Origin of the sequence: Corynebacterium sp. MSK297 (genome assembly GCF_030232885.1) — a bacterium.
GTDB lineage: Bacteria > Actinomycetota > Actinomycetes > Mycobacteriales > Mycobacteriaceae > Corynebacterium.
On record NZ_JASPGD010000002.1, the window covers coordinates 310,156 to 324,342 of the forward strand.

The following is a 14,187-nucleotide window of genomic DNA, read 5'->3' on the forward strand; positions in this document are numbered from 1 at the left end:
TTGTCCGGCAATGAGAAACAGAGCTAGTGCGATAGATCCCAATGCTGCACCCCAAATGGCGGAAATGGAGGTAGAAGGTTTTGCCCTTCATGATTGGGACATGGATCCCATGACGTTGGTGGCTGAGTTTGCTGCAGTATTGAAGAAAATCAGGATAGCGATAAGGACTAAGATATTAGTAATACCTGACAGTGGCAGGCTTTCCATCAAGTCAAACATGACGTTTTCACCGGAGCCTTCCATTGCAATCCCATTGCCGTCGTCGTTGAGATGCGCGTTAATTGCAGTCGCTCCAAAAATGAAGTCCCACAATAGGGACAGTGGGGTTGGCACCAACATGATGACGGTGACGTATTCACGGACGGTGCGGCCGCGCAAAATCTTGGCTACGAACATACTGACGAATGGAGACCAAGAAATCCACCATGCTCAGTAGAGCATCGTCCAGATAGTAACGAATTTTTTCGGTTTCATCCTGGGAAGGCGTCACGGAAATCATTGACGTGAATTTATTAATGAATTGCAAAATTGATCTTGGGACCAAGTCGAGGATGAACATGGTCGGCCCAGTGATGAGTACGAAGAAACCGAGTCCGACAACCAAGGTCATGTTGGCATTGGATAGGATGCGGATTCCGCGATTAAAACCCAACATAGCTGGATAATAAAGATGACTGTCAAGATAAAATTGTAGCAACGAGGAATCCGTTGTCTTCCAGGGCCTGCCGGTGATGATCGATGTGCCGGTTGTAATCTACAGTGCGCCGATTCCCAATGAAGTGTCGGTGCCGAATAGCGTGACCAACACCGCGAAAATGTCGATGATTTTGTCTTGCCATCGGCTATTCGCATCCGTGACCAATGGTTCGAAGAGCGAGGAAATGAGCGGTAACCGGCCTCATCGATAAGCAGCGTAGGCAAGCGAGCCTCCGACGACTGCGTAGACCATCCAGGGCATTGTAGCTTGGTGTAAAAGCACCTGGGTAAATGCAGGAGAATTGCATCTTCGCTTCCCGGTTCGACACCATTGAGGTAAGGCAGTGGGGTGAGAAAATAGGTCAACGGCTCCATTGGGCCATAGAAGACGAATCCGATGCTGAGGCCTGCTGCGAAAAGCATTGGGATCTATGACATCCGGGAGAAATCAGGTCAGAATCATCAGCGCCTAGTTGCATTCTGCCGGTAGGTCCAAGGGCGATGATGCGCAAGAATACCGTGCAGGCAATTATGATGATGGTAAAAAGCCATCCAAAATTTGTTACTACCCAAGATCGTAGGTTACTGCCAGTAGCGGCTAGATTTTCCGCCGCGACGACCGCTCAAATTAGAATCCTGAGTGTGGCGGCTAGGGCGGCCGTAAATACGGGTTTATTGGTTCTGAACTGTGCTCGAGTATCCTTTGAAAAACCACCCCGAACCCCAAACTAAATACCTCACACCAACCAACCACACCCCCTACAACGTCTCAGCCGCTGGCTGAGAGAATAATAACCTCTCAGCCCAATCTCCCTCCTACACAAAGAGGATACCCAACAACACTCGGGAAACCTCTTTGTGTAGGGAGTATGCGCATGACTTTAGTTACGTTTGGTTTCCCTATGCTCGTCAACTAATGTGCTCCTGTTTTTAACAGGTTTACTACGGAAGATAGCTCGTATCACATACGCAACCAGGATTATGGGAATCAAGGATGCTATCAAGCTCGCTATAGGGATCATTACCCTTCACCTAATCCTTCCAATGATTTAGATCGATTAATCTACTTCTTAATCGTGATGCACGCCTTATTAGACCATTCTCCGTCAACCTTAGAACGCCCGCATACTTGTGACCGATCTTTAAGATCACGATTTATATCGAACCAGGCCCAGGAAGCACCGATGGAACACTCAGTCTTGGACGACTCAGTTTTGTGCTTGCCATTTGTTTCCACATATTCGGTCTCATGCTCGACTCCACAAATATTCTGCTTATAGTCGATTCCTCGCGTGTAAGAAACAGCGATCTTATCCACAAAGGTGGAGTGTCCATGTACCTCTAAGTTGGTGAATGCCCCACCGCCGCCAGGAGCAAGAGCATTGTTAGTAGCAAAGTACGGCTGTAGCCCCAGGCTAGAACCCGACTTCGAAGAAGAGCTAGGGAATGTAACTTTAGCGGTCTTCGTCCATTCTTTTTCCCCAGTAGGAGAACTTGCTATATCTGTCTCACTAGCATTAGCAACACCGCTATGCACAACGGTCAGAGCCAATAGCGTTGAGATAGTCAGCCGCCGAGCCTTCATTTGTGTTTCCCCCACTTTTCTTATAAAGCTATTAACTAATACGTAGATTATCTTACGGTGACGCACCTTGCAATAGATTGAAGCAAGTAACCCGGATGAAGCGACGGGGTAATAGACAAAAGGGGATGTGTACATTTTTGTCTGTTAACCGCTGTGATTGAATAAGGACCTGACCCCTGTTTGGTGGACACCTGATACCCAGCTCAGTCGGGTTGGGAAGAGAGGTAATCTACCACTGAAGTGTCCCAGGTTTTGTTCCGTTTGAGTAGATGGGAAAATCTTCGAACATGCCCAAAAAATTTGACCAGGATGCCAAGGACCGAGTGGCCCGTCTTGTGGAAGATCGCATCGTGGCGGAAAACATGTCGATGCAATCCGCTTGCCAGGCAGTAGCCCCAAAGCTGGGAGTTTCATGGCACACGGCTCGTCAATGGACTTAAGCCTGCTCGCCGTTCGGGAACCATCCCAGAACTTGTGCCTGAAGATCTTGTTGCAGAGGTGAGCAAGCTGCGTCGTGAAAACCAAGAACTACGCGACACCAATGAGTTGTTGAAAGCTGCCTCAGCTTTTTTCGCCTCATGACTCGACCCAAAACCTCGGTTATGATCCGGTTCATCGATGAATACCGGAATCGTTTCTCAGTCGAGTTCACCTGTATGACGTTGAAGAACAATCGCGTAGGTGGCTTCATTACCTCGCGTGGTTACCGCCAATCCAAAGCCCGAGGACTTAAGTGCTCGTCGCCTTCGCGACGGCGTGCTGGTTGAACGTATCAGTGCTGTTCATCGAGATAATTACGGTGTCTTAGGTGTGCGAAAAATGTGGCATGCTCTACGCCGTGAAGGAATCGATATCGGTCGTGAACATACCGCTCGGCTGATGCGCCTGGCTGGTGTTTCTGGCAAAGGTAAAGGCCGGTCACCGGTGACCACTCGTAGGTCAAAGACGGTGGATACGCGCCCGGATTTGGTCGAGCGTGAATTCAGTGCCGAAGCACCGAATAAGTTGTGGGTGGCTGACATTACGTATGTGCGCACGAAGAAAGGCTTTGTCTACACCGCGTTTGTCACCGACGTGTACTCCAGGCGGATCGTTGGGTGGGCGCTATCAGACTCGATGCGCACCGAAGCACTGCCGCTGCAAGCTCTCAACCAGGCGATAGTGTGCGCTGAAGAAACGACAGGTTTGGTGCACCATTCGGATCACGGTTCGCAGTATGTCAGCGTGGTCTACAACGAGCGGCTAGCCCAGCACGGGATTGCCGCTTCCACCGGGACTGTTGGTGATTCCTACGACAATGCTCTAGCTGAAAACGTGAACGGCCCCTCACAAGAACGAGCTGATCCATACTCGCAGGTGGGATGACGTTGTCGAGGTAGAAATCGCGACATTCGAGTGGGTGTCATGGTGGAACGAGACAAGGCTCCACCAGAGCTTGGGATACCGAACTCCGGTCGAGGTTGAGGACACGTTTTGGGAACAAGATGACTCTCGGGAAATAATAGAAAATAGGGTAAATGCCTAGGAACAAAACCCAGTACACTTCACAAAACTTGGGACGCTTCAGTTTGTCGCACTGTAGCCAATTGCAAACGTAACTAGTCCCGCGAAACCAAGGCCTATTGCGGGCGTCGTATGTTTTTGGAGGAGGCAAAACGCTGAAGCGAGGTAAAAAATCGTAGCTATGCAAAATGAATATACGCCTATTTTTGATGGTCTCTTTACCGATGGGTGCTTCGGATTTTGACTCTCTGCAGAATATGCAGCACTACCAGACAATATTGCTGCACTTGCTACGACTAACAGAGGAAACCACATATTATCCAAAGTTCCTTAATTTAATTACCGCAGTTGCTTACCTTTTTGCTCCGGGAGTTGGAATGCAGCAACGGCAGCGATCGCGAAGCTCAGCCCGAACAGCGTGAATAACAAGCCTTGCCCGCCGAGATTCAGAACAACCGGCACCAACAGCGGAGCTAGGATCGATGCCAGGCGGCCGAACCCAGCAGCGGCACCAGTTCCTGTCCCGCGCAGCGCCGTCGGGTAGAGCTCCGGCCCAATCGCGTACAGCGCGCCCCAGGCACCCAAGTTAAAGAAACTGAGCAAGCATCCGGCGATAATGATCGTCGCTTCGCTGGAGCTGAAACCATACAACCCGGCTGTCGCTGCAGAACCGGCCAAAAACGTCGCCAAGGTTACCCGCCTGCCCCAACGTTCAATGAGCCAGGCAGCTACCGCATAGCCGGGAAGCTGTGCCAGGGTGATAATCAGCGTGAATCCGAAAGATTTCACCAGGCTGAAGCCTTGCTCATGAAGCAGCGATGGAATCCAAATAAAGGCGCCGTAATACGACAAGTTGATGCAGAACCAAATAATCCATAGGTTGCGGGTACGCGAACGCAGCGAGGGCGACCAAATGGATTTTCCACCCCACACACCGGCTTGTTCTTGTACGTCGTCGGTCCGCTTGGGCAAGCGCTTGGCTTGCCATTTCAGCCGTGGGGAATCCTCAAATTCCTGCACTACTTTTTCGGCCTCGCGTGTTTTCCCGTGGCTTTCCAAGTAACGCACAGACTCCGGCAGCGCCATTCGGATCACCAGGCCATAGACGGCTGGGATGCATCCTAACGCCAATGCCCAACGCCAACCGTTGTCGCCAGAAGCCACCACAAATGTGCCGATCACCGCAGCGAGAATCCAGCCCACGGCCCAGAAAGCTTCCAGGATCACCACCATGCGCCCGCGGATAGAACGCGGCGCGAATTCGGCCACGTAGGTCGAGGCCACAGGCAGTTCCGCACCCAGACCGAGTCCGACGATAAAACGCAAAATGATCAACACCGCCAGCGAACCAGCCAGGGCAGACGCGCCCGTCGCCAAGCCATAAATCAACAGCGTGGCGGCAAAGACTTGCCGTCGGCCGAATTTATCTGCCAACAACCCGCCGAGCGTAGCCCCAATGGCCATGCCCACAAACCCGATGGAGCCTAACCACGATGCTTGCCCAGGCGATAGCCCCCACTGGGCGACGAGGGCGGCCATCACGAACGAGATCAGCCCGACATCCATGGCATCGAGTGCCCAACCAACACCGGAGCCGCCGAGCAATTTTCCGTGCGCACGCGTCAAAGGCAGTTGATCAAGCCGTTGGCTTCGGGGGAGTTGCTGTATGTCTGCCGCGGCCTGGTCAGGTTTCCCGGCGAAGCTGGAGGAGGAATTCATGGCTTATAGGCTACTCCAGCAGTACGCCCGTACTGCGCAGGGATCCTGACGGAAATACTCACATACCGAACAACTAAACAAACGCATGAGGCTAAGGGTGCATAATTGAGGGCATGACTCGTCTATTTGGAACCGATGGTGTCCGTGGCCACGCCAATGATGTACTCACAGCTCCGCTGGCTCTGCGTTTGGGCGCAGCAGCTGCGGAAGTCCTGACTTCACAACGCGATCGGCAAGGACGCCGTCCGACCGCCATCATTGGCCGTGACCCCCGGGTTTCCGGAGAAATGCTCGCTGCGGCGATGGCGGCAGGCATGGCTTCCCGTGGCGTGGATGTGTTGCGCGTGGGCGTGCTGCCCACACCGGCAGTGGCGTTTCTTACCGACGACTACGGCGCGGATATGGGCGTGATGATTTCTGCTTCGCACAACCCGATGCCGGATAATGGCATCAAATTTTTCTCCTCTGGTGGGCGGAAGCTGCCTGATCACGTGGAAGACGAAATTGAAGCCCGCATGAATGTGCTGGAGGAATCAGGCCCAACCGGTTCTGCCATTGGGCGTGTGGTGGAAGAATCCCCAGATGCGCATGAACGCTACCTGACGCATTTGCAGGAAATCTGCTCGACGGATCTTACCGGCCTGCACGTCGTAGTCGACTGCGCGAATGGTGCTGCTTCGAAGATTGCCCCGGAAGCCTATGCGGCGGCAGGCGCTCGCGTTGATGCGATCTATAACGCTCCCAATGCCTACAACATCAACGATGACTGCGGATCCACACACATTGAGAAGGCACAAGCAGCCGTGCGGGAATACGGTGCGGACCTTGCTTTGTCGCACGACGGGGATGCTGACCGCTGCCTGGCTGTCGATGCAGAAGGCAACGTCGTCGACGGTGACCAGATCATGGCAATTTTGGCCGTCGGCATGAAAAACGATTCTGATCTGCGTCACAGCACGCTGGTGGCTACGGTCATGTCGAACCTTGGTCTGAGCCTGGCTATGCAGCAACAAGACATTGAGATGATTCAAACCAAAGTAGGTGACCGTTACGTCGTGGAAGCGCTACATGAAGGCGGTTACAGCTTGGGTGGAGAGCAATCCGGCCATATCGTGCTGCCAGAACATTGCACCACAGGTGATGGCACGCTGACCGGTTTACTGTTGATGTCACAGATGGCGAAAACCGGCAAGACCTTACAGGAACTTGCTGGGGTAATGACCGTGCTTCCACAGGTGTTGATCAACGTTCCGGTTTCGGATAAATCCGTGATCATGGACAACGACGACGTGCGCGCGGCTATTGCCAAGGCTGAAGAAGATTTGGGTAATGGCGGACGCGTATTGTTGCGGCCTTCTGGCACCGAGGAATTATTCCGCGTGATGGTAGAAGCCGAACAAGAAGAAACCGCACGGAAGGTCGCAGGTCAACTGGCTGCTGTGGTTTCTGCTGTCTAGAATATTTCTCGAACTTCTCGAGAAATTCCCGATACGGCTGATAATTTTCACCGTAATTGTGTTTTATCGGGAACCGCACCCCTAGATCCACAGTCCAATACGGGCGAGAGAAAACGTGTGACGATTCTTCTCGTTTCCAGGAGCCGAAAACTCATGAAGATTGGCTCTGAATACGCAGTGGAGAAAAGGAGGTGCGGTTTTTCATGTCCGATGTCGATTTTGATTATGCGACATTGCGCGAGGGATTCCGCCACGTAGTGCAAGCTGATGATGCGCACCAGCATGCGCATACTGCTGACCGGCCGGTGTACCCATCCCACGCTGCTGGACAGGGGTTTAGCCATTACGGTGCGCGCATTGCCGCAGCACTAGAAGCAGTGCATTCCCAGGGCAGTGCACGGATCCAGCGCCGTCAACAGACTGCACAATCGGGAATCACAGAATGCGATAATTTCTGCGTCCGTGATGATCACAATGCGGCGTCATTCGGCGCGCAGCAGGTTGGGCGGGTTTGATGAGTATCGCAATCAACCGCTTATTAAATGATTTTCAGCAGTGCTTGGCCGAACTCGCTGTTGTCTCCGGTGGTAGTTACCTGCCGCCAGCGGGAGTCATCGAGACCATGCGGGAAGCCGCTGGCCGCGTGGACGGGTTGGATTCTGCGCAGCTTATTGCACAATCTTCTGCGGCCTCTGGTGCGCGCCGCAATAAAGGCGATGGCTTTGGCTTTGTCCTGGATATTTTGTCGTCTGGTCCCGGGATGCAACTTGCCGGCGGTGGGATGGAAGCATTGCTGCGCCGTTTCCAGCGTGATCATGAAGAAGATCAAGTGGCGAGCCAAGAATTTGCTGATGGCGCGCAAGCTTGTGGTCGTGCCTTGGACGATATTCGCGATAGCTCGGAGATTGGTCTCAGCGAGATCTTGGGCTCGGCCATCCCAATCGTGCAGTTGGTAACACGGTTGGTGCGTTTGCACCCGATTATGCGTCTCACTGGCATGGTGGGCACGCTGGCGAGCATGGTGATTGAACCGGCGGTAGCGAACTTCATGCGCACGGTTGGTGATCGTGATGACGCCATTTGTGGCTGTTATGAAGAATTTTTGCGTCGGTGTGAGCAACTCTGTGACAAAGAACTGGTCGATCCACCCGCGCTCGCGCCCGATGCTTCAGGCGATGGACCAGATGGTGGGGACAAAGCGGTTGAGTGTCCACCCCGTGTTGAAAAACCGGTGGGTGGGCCGCTGCCTGCGAATGAGTCCGCTCCGCCTCAGCCACAGTCACAAGCACAAGCCAAGTTTGGAGACACTAGTTCACAGACTACGCCGGTGGCAGAAAAGCCAGATTTCACTAAGCCGGTGCCAGAGAAGTTGGTGGCGGAACCGTGTCCACCGGGTGAAATAAACGAACCTGGGCCACCACAAAAAGCCGAGCCAGAATCAGCGCTGCCAAAAACACCGTCGCCCGAATCACTATTGCCAGAACCGGCGCTGGCCGAAGAACCGTTGCCAGAATCACCGTTGCCAGAACCAGAGCTTCCGGATATGACACCGCGAACACAGATGGCGAGTTCAGTGGAGTTTGGTTGCGATGTAGCTAAATCGTGCGTGGGCCAGATAGCGCGGGCAGGCTTAGGCATGGCAATGGTGGGTGCGCAGTTGGTGCAGGAAACTGCAGCTGAATGTTTGGAGCAGTTCAATTGTCAGCCTCCACAACCAGAGCCAGCACCGCAGCCCGTAGAGCCAGAATGCCCACCAGAGCAGCAACCAGCACCGGAACCGGAACCAGATTGTCCACCAGAAGAAAAGTCGGTGCCAGAGCCACAACCGGAGCCTGAACCAGATTGTCCGCCGGAGGAAAAGACGGTCCCAGAGCCAACCCCTGAGCCAATGGAAAAGCCGGCTCCCGAACCAGAGCCAGCCCCAGAGCCGACTCCTGAGCCAGAGCCTGCACCAGTTCCAGAGGACGAGGTCATTGAAAAACCCATGCCGGAACATTCCGTGGATAAAAAGCAGTTCCACTCCGGCCCGGCACAACTCGCACCGGAGCCGCAGCCAGAGCCTGTACCAGAACCGGTGCAATCAGCTCAGCCGGAAGCCCCTCATCCGGAAGCGCCTCAGCCGGACACTTCGCAGCCACAACCCGATCCGCAGCCGGAACCAGCGCCTGCTCAGCCCGAGCAACCGGCTAGTCCTGATCAAGATGGTGGAGAAAACACGACTCATGAGGCAGAGGCAGGGGTAGCGGCAGCCCCAGAGAAAACTTCCGGAAACACGCACAGGATGGGACAGTGGTAATGGAATTTGAAGAGTTCGCCGAAAAATTCCGGGAGCGCACAGCGAAGCGCCTGTTGGAATTCGAAAGCAAGTTAGAACAAGCCCAGCAGGAATTAGAAAAACAGGCAGAGAAGCAAGCCCAAAAGCAGACAGGCCAGCGTGCTTCTGAATCAGGCCAGCAGGCCGCAGAATCACAGCAGCAGCGTGTTGCATCGGCGCGACCGGCTCATGCCAGGAGCGCCGGGGTGAGTCAACTACGAGATATTTCCCGGGCTAGTCGGCCGCGGCAGGTAAAGTCGGTGTTACGCCGTGGCCTAGATTAAAAGCCCTAGATTAAAAACGAGCGTGCGGTCGATCTAGACGAATTTGCCCAGCAAGCCGGAGGGTTTTTGCTGTTCTTCTAGTTCGTCGCCGGTGGCGCTGCTAAAACCTTTACCCTCGGCTTCCGGGTCAGAAAAATCAGCGTATTGCTTGTCACCATTGAGCTGGTGTAGCAAGAAACCAGTGACCAGCCCGCGTGCAGTTTCAACAGCAGATGCTTTACCCACACCGATGCCAAGGAAGAACTTCCGCAAAGTGTCTTCGCTAAACGTCGCTTGCTTCCCATTATCAACTGCGCGGTAGCACACTGGTCCTTTCCAGTTCTGCGCCATCTGTGGTGGGTTACCGGCAGAGAAAATATCGGCATCCTCTGGGCCGATGATCAGGCCTGGTTTGTCTATATGTTTTGCTGCATCCTGTGATGATGGTGAAGTTTGTGCAGGGTAGAGTGCGGCGACGCACTGGACCTTGTCATTTTCCAGGGCGGCAAGCACGGCGGCACCACCACCCATGCCATGACCGATGACACCCAATTTGTTTGGGCTGACGGTGATATTGCCTTGCCCTAGTTTCACGCCAGCGGCAATCTGCAACGAAGTTTCTAAATCGGAAGCGAAGTCGCGGTGGTCTGGCCACAGACCCATTTCGGTTTCAGGTGCGACCACCACGATGCCCCAGCTAGCTAAGTGCCTCAGGGTATGGCGGTAGTGCTTCAGCGAAATTCGCCAGTCATGCCCAAAAGCAACGGCAGGCAGAGAGCTGCCTTCGGCCGGGGCATATACCTTGCCGGGCAAGCCGGCATAATCTAAATCACCGACCAGCACACGGTGCGGGCCGCGCTTGGACACGTTTGCTAGCTGCTTTTTAAGACTCACACAGAACAGCCTAATGTATCGCGTCTTGTATAGCGACGACGAGTAAGAGGCGTGCCATCACGATTTTTCCGCATAATGTAGTATCCAGCTCATGTGTGGAATCGTTGGATATGTGGGACACCCCGGCGCTGACCGTGACTTTTATGCTCTAGACGTTGTGATGGAAGGCCTATCCCGCCTGGAATACCGCGGCTATGATTCCGCTGGTGTCGCGGTCTATGCGGATGACCAAATCGCGTGGCGCAAAAAAGCCGGCAAGGTTGCTTCGCTGAAGGAAGAATTGAACAAACGCCCACTGCCGGACTCTGTCCTGGGCATTGGCCACACCCGCTGGGCTACCCATGGTGGGCCGAGTGATGTCAACGCCCACCCGCACGTGGTCGGTAATGGCAAAGTCGCTGTCGTACACAACGGCATCGTGGAAAACTTTGCAGAGATCAAGCGCGAACTGAAAGATAAGGGCTACAACTTCGTTTCCGATACGGATACCGAGGTCGCCGGAACCCTGCTTGCCGACGTTTTCGCTACCGAATCGAACGGTGATTTGGCAGAGGCTATGCGCCGTACCGCCAGCCGTTTCGAGGGCGCTTTTACCCTGCTGGCAATCCACGCCGACCAGCCGGACCGCATCGTGGCTGCCCGTCGTGATTCGCCACTGTTGATCGGTCGCGGTGAAGGTGAGAACTTCCTGGGCTCGGATGTCTCCGGCTTTATTGATTATTCCAAAGATGCCGTGATCATCGACAATGATCAGGTCGTGACCGTCACTGCTGATGACATCGAGATCACTGATTATGAGGGCAACGTCGTCGACCCGCGCGAATTCAAGGTCGAATGGGATGCAGAATCCGCAGAAAAGGGCGGCTATGCCTCATTCATGGATAAAGAAATCCATGACCAGCCTGCCGCAGTCCGCGATACCCTGATGGGGCGTTTCGACGAAAATGGTCAGCTTAAGTTGGATGAGATTCGCATTGACGAATCGATCCTGAAATCCGTCGACAAGATCATCGTGATTGCCTGCGGTACCGCCGCCTATGCTGGCCACGTTGCCCGTTATGCCATCGAGCACTGGTGCCGTATCCCTACCGAGGTGGAACTGGCCCATGAATTCCGCTACCGCGACCCGATAGTTAACGAAAAGACTCTGGTAGTGGCGTTGTCGCAGTCGGGAGAAACCATGGATACGCTCATGGCGGTGCGCCACGCACGCCAACAGGGTGCCAAGGTCATCGCGATCTCGAATACCCGTGGTTCTTCGATCCCGCGGGAATCGGATGCCGCGCTCTACACCCACGCTGGCCCAGAAATCGCGGTGGCTTCCACCAAGGCTTTCCTGGCGAAGATCGCCGCGACGTACCTGTTTGGCCTGTACTTGGCGCAGCTGCGCGGCAATATGTTCTCTGACGAGGTGCACGCTGTACTCAACGAGCTGCGTCAGATGCCGGAGAAGATCCAGCAGGTTATTGACAGCGAAGATGACGTCAAGGCCATTGCGAACAAGATGCACGACGCTCGCACCGTCTTATTCTTGGGCCGTCACGTCGGATTCCCAGTGGCGCTCGAGGGCGCGCTGAAGCTGAAAGAGATCGCCTACTTGCACTCGGAAGGTTTCGCTGCCGGTGAGCTCAAGCATGGCCCGATTGCCTTGGTAGAAGAAGGCCAGCCGGTGTTCGTCATCGTGCCATCGCCACGCGGCCGCGACGTGCTGCACTCCAAGGTGGTCTCGAATATCCAGGAAATCCGTGCTCGTGGTGCGGTCACCATCGTGATCGCCGAAGAAGGCGATACTGCAGTTGAGGATTATGCCAACCACATCATCCGCATTCCGCAGTCGCCGACCCTGATGCAGCCGTTGCTGGCGACGGTCCCGCTGCAGATTTTCGCCTGCGCGGTCGCCGAGGCCAAGGGCTACGATGTCGACCAGCCGCGGAACCTGGCAAAATCCGTCACTGTGGAGTAATTCTGGGCAGCATCACCCGGAGCTCAATAACCCGCCGTCGTCGAAAAGAGCAAGGCAGAACGCATGAATATGCTGCGCACTCGCATCGATCTGGATGCCATTGCCCACAATGTCCGTGTGCTTAAGCGTGCGGCGGGGCAAGCGCAGCTGATGTGCGTCGTCAAGGCTGATGCTTATGGGCATGGCGTGGAGCGCGTGGTCCCGGTGATGGAAAAAGCTGGCGCCGATCTTTTTGGTGTGGCCACGATTGCTGAGGCCAGGCGGCTGCGCGAGCTCGGAACCGAAATGCCGATCATGGCGTGGTTGTGGGATGCGGCCAGCCCGGATGCAGCAGACCAGGTGGCAGAAGCTCTTGCCGACGATATCCAGTTGGTGGCACCGTCGTTGCCACATTTACGGTTGCTTGCCGACGCCAACATCCCGGCGACGATCACGCTCAAGGTGGAAACCGGGATGCACCGCAACGGCATTGAGCCAGTGGATTGGCAACAGGCTTTTGCGCTTGCGAAAAATGCGCCTCATTTGACGGTGCGCGGGTTGATGTCGCACTTAGCCTGCGCGGACGAGCCGGACAATCCCGCGAATGCCGCGCAGCTGGAGCAGTTCCGTGATGCGATTGCGCAGGCACGCGCGGCCGGGTTAGAGGTCCCAGTCAACCATATTGCTAATTCGGCGGCTACTTTGGAACTCCCGGAAGCGCATTGTCAGCAAGTGCGTCCGGGGATTGCGTGTTATGGCTTGGAGCCTGCCGACGGCTACGAGCATGATCTGCACCCGGCGATGACCTGGGCAGCAAACGTGGTGAACGTGAAGCCGATCAGCATGGGGGAAGCAGCCTCCTATGGGCTGACCTGGAGTGCAGAACAAGACAGCTACCTGGCGGTGGTGCCGTGCGGTTACGCTGATGGTTTGCCCCGTAGTGTGCAGGGCAACCTAGAGGTGGGAATTTCCGGCAAGTGTTACCGCCAGGTCGGCCGTGTGTGTATGGACCAGATTCTGGTGGATCTCGGCGAGAATCCATTTGGTGTGCAGCCGGGCGATGAGGTCGTGTTGTTCGGAGAGCGCGGCATGTCCGCAACGGAGCTAGCGACTGCCACCGGCACAATTCATTATGAGATCGTGACCCGTCCGGGCGGACGCACCGTGCGTGAGTATGAAGGGGGAGTGCAGTTGTGAGTGATTCCGCACCACCAGAATTCTCACAGGCAGGCAGCATATTCGAACAACCGGGCTCGATAGAACTCGCCACCGCAGATGCCACCCGTGAGTTTGGGGCGCAACTTGGTGCCACGCTTACTGCCGGTGACGTGGTGATTTTGTCGGGCGGGCTCGGTGCTGGAAAAACCACGCTGACCCAGGGCATTGCGAAGGGGATGGATGTGCGCGGTCGGGTGACCAGCCCGACGTTTACGATCGCGCGTGTTCACCGGGCGCGCTGTGCCGATGCCCCCGATTTGGTGCATGTTGATGCTTATCGATTGCTCGGTGAGTCCGCAGCCGACCCTTGGGGTGAGCTGGATGCACTCGATCTTGATACTGATTTGGACACCTCCGTCGTCGTCGCGGAATGGGGTGCGGGCTTGGTAGAAGCGCTGACCCGGCGCTATTTGTTGATGGAGTTGGATCGGGAAACTTTCGCGGCACAGGATCCGGAATCGGAAACCCGCATTATCACCTGGCGTTGGGCAGAGCATTAACGACAGGAAGGGCACTGACGACCGGCAGAGCACTGACGCTGGAACATCACCGGAAAACCCCGTTCGTGAAGTGTGATGGCCACGCGCTATCCTTGA

At 55.1% G+C, this 14,187-nt stretch carries 13 protein-coding genes and 4 pseudogenes; 10 read left to right on the forward strand and 7 right to left on the reverse strand.

All coding sequences use genetic code 11. From position 1 onward, the window contains the following. Positions 1 to 87: 87 nt before the first annotated feature. The 5 genes and pseudogenes from QP888_RS03405 to QP888_RS03415 form a co-directional block, all read right to left on the reverse strand. Positions 88 to 396, reverse strand: coding sequence for a BCCT family transporter (locus QP888_RS03405; protein ID WP_284812106.1), 309 nt, complete (start codon positions 394 to 396; stop codon positions 88 to 90). Then, positions 356 to 862 (reverse strand): annotated as a pseudogene (locus QP888_RS03410) (BCCT family transporter). The gene QP888_RS03405 and the pseudogene QP888_RS03410 overlap by 41 nt, the downstream one beginning before the upstream one ends. Before the next feature lie 191 nt (positions 863 to 1,053). Beyond that, positions 1,054 to 1,119, reverse strand: a pseudogene (locus QP888_RS11240) (hypothetical protein); the annotation flags it as partial. A 92-nt stretch (positions 1,120 to 1,211) separates the two neighbouring features. Continuing rightward, positions 1,212 to 1,256: pseudogene (locus QP888_RS11245) on the reverse strand (hypothetical protein); the annotation flags it as partial. A 503-nt stretch (positions 1,257 to 1,759) separates the two neighbouring features. After that, a complete protein-coding gene (locus tag QP888_RS03415) occupies positions 1,760 to 2,347 on the reverse strand; it encodes a hypothetical protein (protein ID WP_284812107.1) in 588 nt (195 codons plus the stop codon). Positions 2,348 to 2,521: 174 nt separating this feature from the next. On the opposite strand from QP888_RS03415, the pseudogene QP888_RS11075 reads away from it, so the two are divergent. The 3 genes and pseudogenes from QP888_RS11075 to QP888_RS11085 all read left to right on the forward strand — a co-directional run bounded on the left by QP888_RS11075 (position 2,522) and on the right by QP888_RS11085 (position 3,806). Beyond that, positions 2,522 to 2,721 (forward strand): annotated as a pseudogene (locus tag QP888_RS11075) (hypothetical protein). A 241-nt stretch (positions 2,722 to 2,962) separates the two neighbouring features. Next, positions 2,963 to 3,646 carry an IS3 family transposase gene (locus QP888_RS11080; protein WP_350338219.1) on the forward strand — a complete coding sequence of 228 codons (684 nt, stop codon included), beginning with the start codon at positions 2,963 to 2,965 and terminating at the stop codon, positions 3,644 to 3,646. 16 nt (positions 3,647 to 3,662) lie between these two features. Beyond that, complete coding sequence (locus QP888_RS11085) at positions 3,663 to 3,806, forward strand: hypothetical protein (RefSeq protein ID WP_350338221.1); 144 nt, start codon at positions 3,663 to 3,665, stop codon at positions 3,804 to 3,806. A gap of 317 nt (positions 3,807 to 4,123) precedes the next feature. Here QP888_RS11085 and QP888_RS03425 read toward each other — a convergent pair whose 3' ends face one another. Beyond that, positions 4,124 to 5,503, reverse strand: coding sequence for an MFS transporter (locus QP888_RS03425; protein WP_284812108.1), 1,380 nt, complete (start codon positions 5,501 to 5,503; stop codon positions 4,124 to 4,126). Between the two features lie 113 nt (positions 5,504 to 5,616). Between QP888_RS03425 and glmM the strand changes: the two genes are divergently transcribed. The 4 genes from glmM to QP888_RS03445 all read left to right on the forward strand — a co-directional run bounded on the left by glmM (position 5,617) and on the right by QP888_RS03445 (position 9,558). Further along, complete coding sequence (gene glmM / locus QP888_RS03430; RefSeq protein ID WP_284812109.1) at positions 5,617 to 6,960, forward strand: phosphoglucosamine mutase; 1,344 nt, start codon at positions 5,617 to 5,619, stop codon at positions 6,958 to 6,960. A gap of 203 nt (positions 6,961 to 7,163) precedes the next feature. Next, positions 7,164 to 7,475, forward strand: coding sequence for a hypothetical protein (locus QP888_RS03435; protein WP_284812110.1), 312 nt, complete (start codon positions 7,164 to 7,166; stop codon positions 7,473 to 7,475). After that, the gene (locus tag QP888_RS03440) at positions 7,475 to 9,256 is read left to right on the forward strand and encodes a hypothetical protein (RefSeq protein ID WP_284812111.1); all 1,782 of its coding nucleotides are present in this window, start codon (positions 7,475 to 7,477) and stop codon (positions 9,254 to 9,256) included. The genes QP888_RS03435 and QP888_RS03440 overlap by 1 nt, the downstream gene beginning before the upstream one ends. Continuing rightward, positions 9,256 to 9,558, forward strand: a complete 303-nt coding sequence (locus QP888_RS03445) for a hypothetical protein (protein ID WP_284812112.1) — start codon at positions 9,256 to 9,258, stop codon at positions 9,556 to 9,558. Before QP888_RS03440 ends, QP888_RS03445 begins: the two co-directional genes overlap by 1 nt. Positions 9,559 to 9,591: 33 nt before the next feature. Here the strand turns inward: QP888_RS03445 and QP888_RS03450 are convergent, their stop codons facing one another. Then, positions 9,592 to 10,431, reverse strand: a complete 840-nt coding sequence (locus tag QP888_RS03450) for a dienelactone hydrolase family protein (RefSeq protein ID WP_284812113.1) — start codon at positions 10,429 to 10,431, stop codon at positions 9,592 to 9,594. A gap of 91 nt (positions 10,432 to 10,522) precedes the next feature. Between QP888_RS03450 and glmS the strand changes: the two genes are divergently transcribed. The 3 genes from glmS to tsaE all read left to right on the forward strand — a co-directional run bounded on the left by glmS (position 10,523) and on the right by tsaE (position 14,091). Continuing rightward, complete coding sequence (gene glmS / locus QP888_RS03455) at positions 10,523 to 12,394, forward strand: glutamine--fructose-6-phosphate transaminase (isomerizing) (RefSeq protein ID WP_284812114.1); 1,872 nt, start codon at positions 10,523 to 10,525, stop codon at positions 12,392 to 12,394. Between the two features lie 63 nt (positions 12,395 to 12,457). Further along, entirely contained in the window at positions 12,458 to 13,570 is a 1,113-nt protein-coding gene (gene alr, locus QP888_RS03460; RefSeq protein WP_284812115.1) for an alanine racemase, read from the forward strand. Further along, positions 13,567 to 14,091, forward strand: coding sequence for a tRNA (adenosine(37)-N6)-threonylcarbamoyltransferase complex ATPase subunit type 1 TsaE (gene tsaE, locus QP888_RS03465; RefSeq protein WP_284812116.1), 525 nt, complete (start codon positions 13,567 to 13,569; stop codon positions 14,089 to 14,091). Before alr ends, tsaE begins: the two co-directional genes overlap by 4 nt. Positions 14,092 to 14,187: the final 96 nt, after the last annotated feature.

Excerpts from the sequence above, each read along its gene's own strand:
- QP888_RS03405 (WP_284812106.1), bottom strand. The coding sequence starts at position 396 with ATGTTCGTAGCCAAGATTTTGCGCGGCCGCACCGTCCGTGAATACGTC.
- QP888_RS03425 (WP_284812108.1), bottom strand. The coding sequence starts at position 5,503 with ATGAATTCCTCCTCCAGCTTCGCCGGGAAACCTGACCAGGCCGCGGCA.
- glmM (WP_284812109.1), top strand. The coding sequence starts at position 5,617 with ATGACTCGTCTATTTGGAACCGATGGTGTCCGTGGCCACGCCAATGAT.
- QP888_RS03435 (WP_284812110.1), top strand. The coding sequence starts at position 7,164 with ATGTCCGATGTCGATTTTGATTATGCGACATTGCGCGAGGGATTCCGC.
- QP888_RS03440 (WP_284812111.1), top strand. The coding sequence starts at position 7,475 with ATGAGTATCGCAATCAACCGCTTATTAAATGATTTTCAGCAGTGCTTG.
- QP888_RS03445 (WP_284812112.1), top strand. The coding sequence starts at position 9,256 with ATGGAATTTGAAGAGTTCGCCGAAAAATTCCGGGAGCGCACAGCGAAG.
- glmS (WP_284812114.1), top strand. The coding sequence starts at position 10,523 with ATGTGTGGAATCGTTGGATATGTGGGACACCCCGGCGCTGACCGTGAC.
- alr (WP_284812115.1), top strand. The coding sequence starts at position 12,458 with ATGAATATGCTGCGCACTCGCATCGATCTGGATGCCATTGCCCACAAT.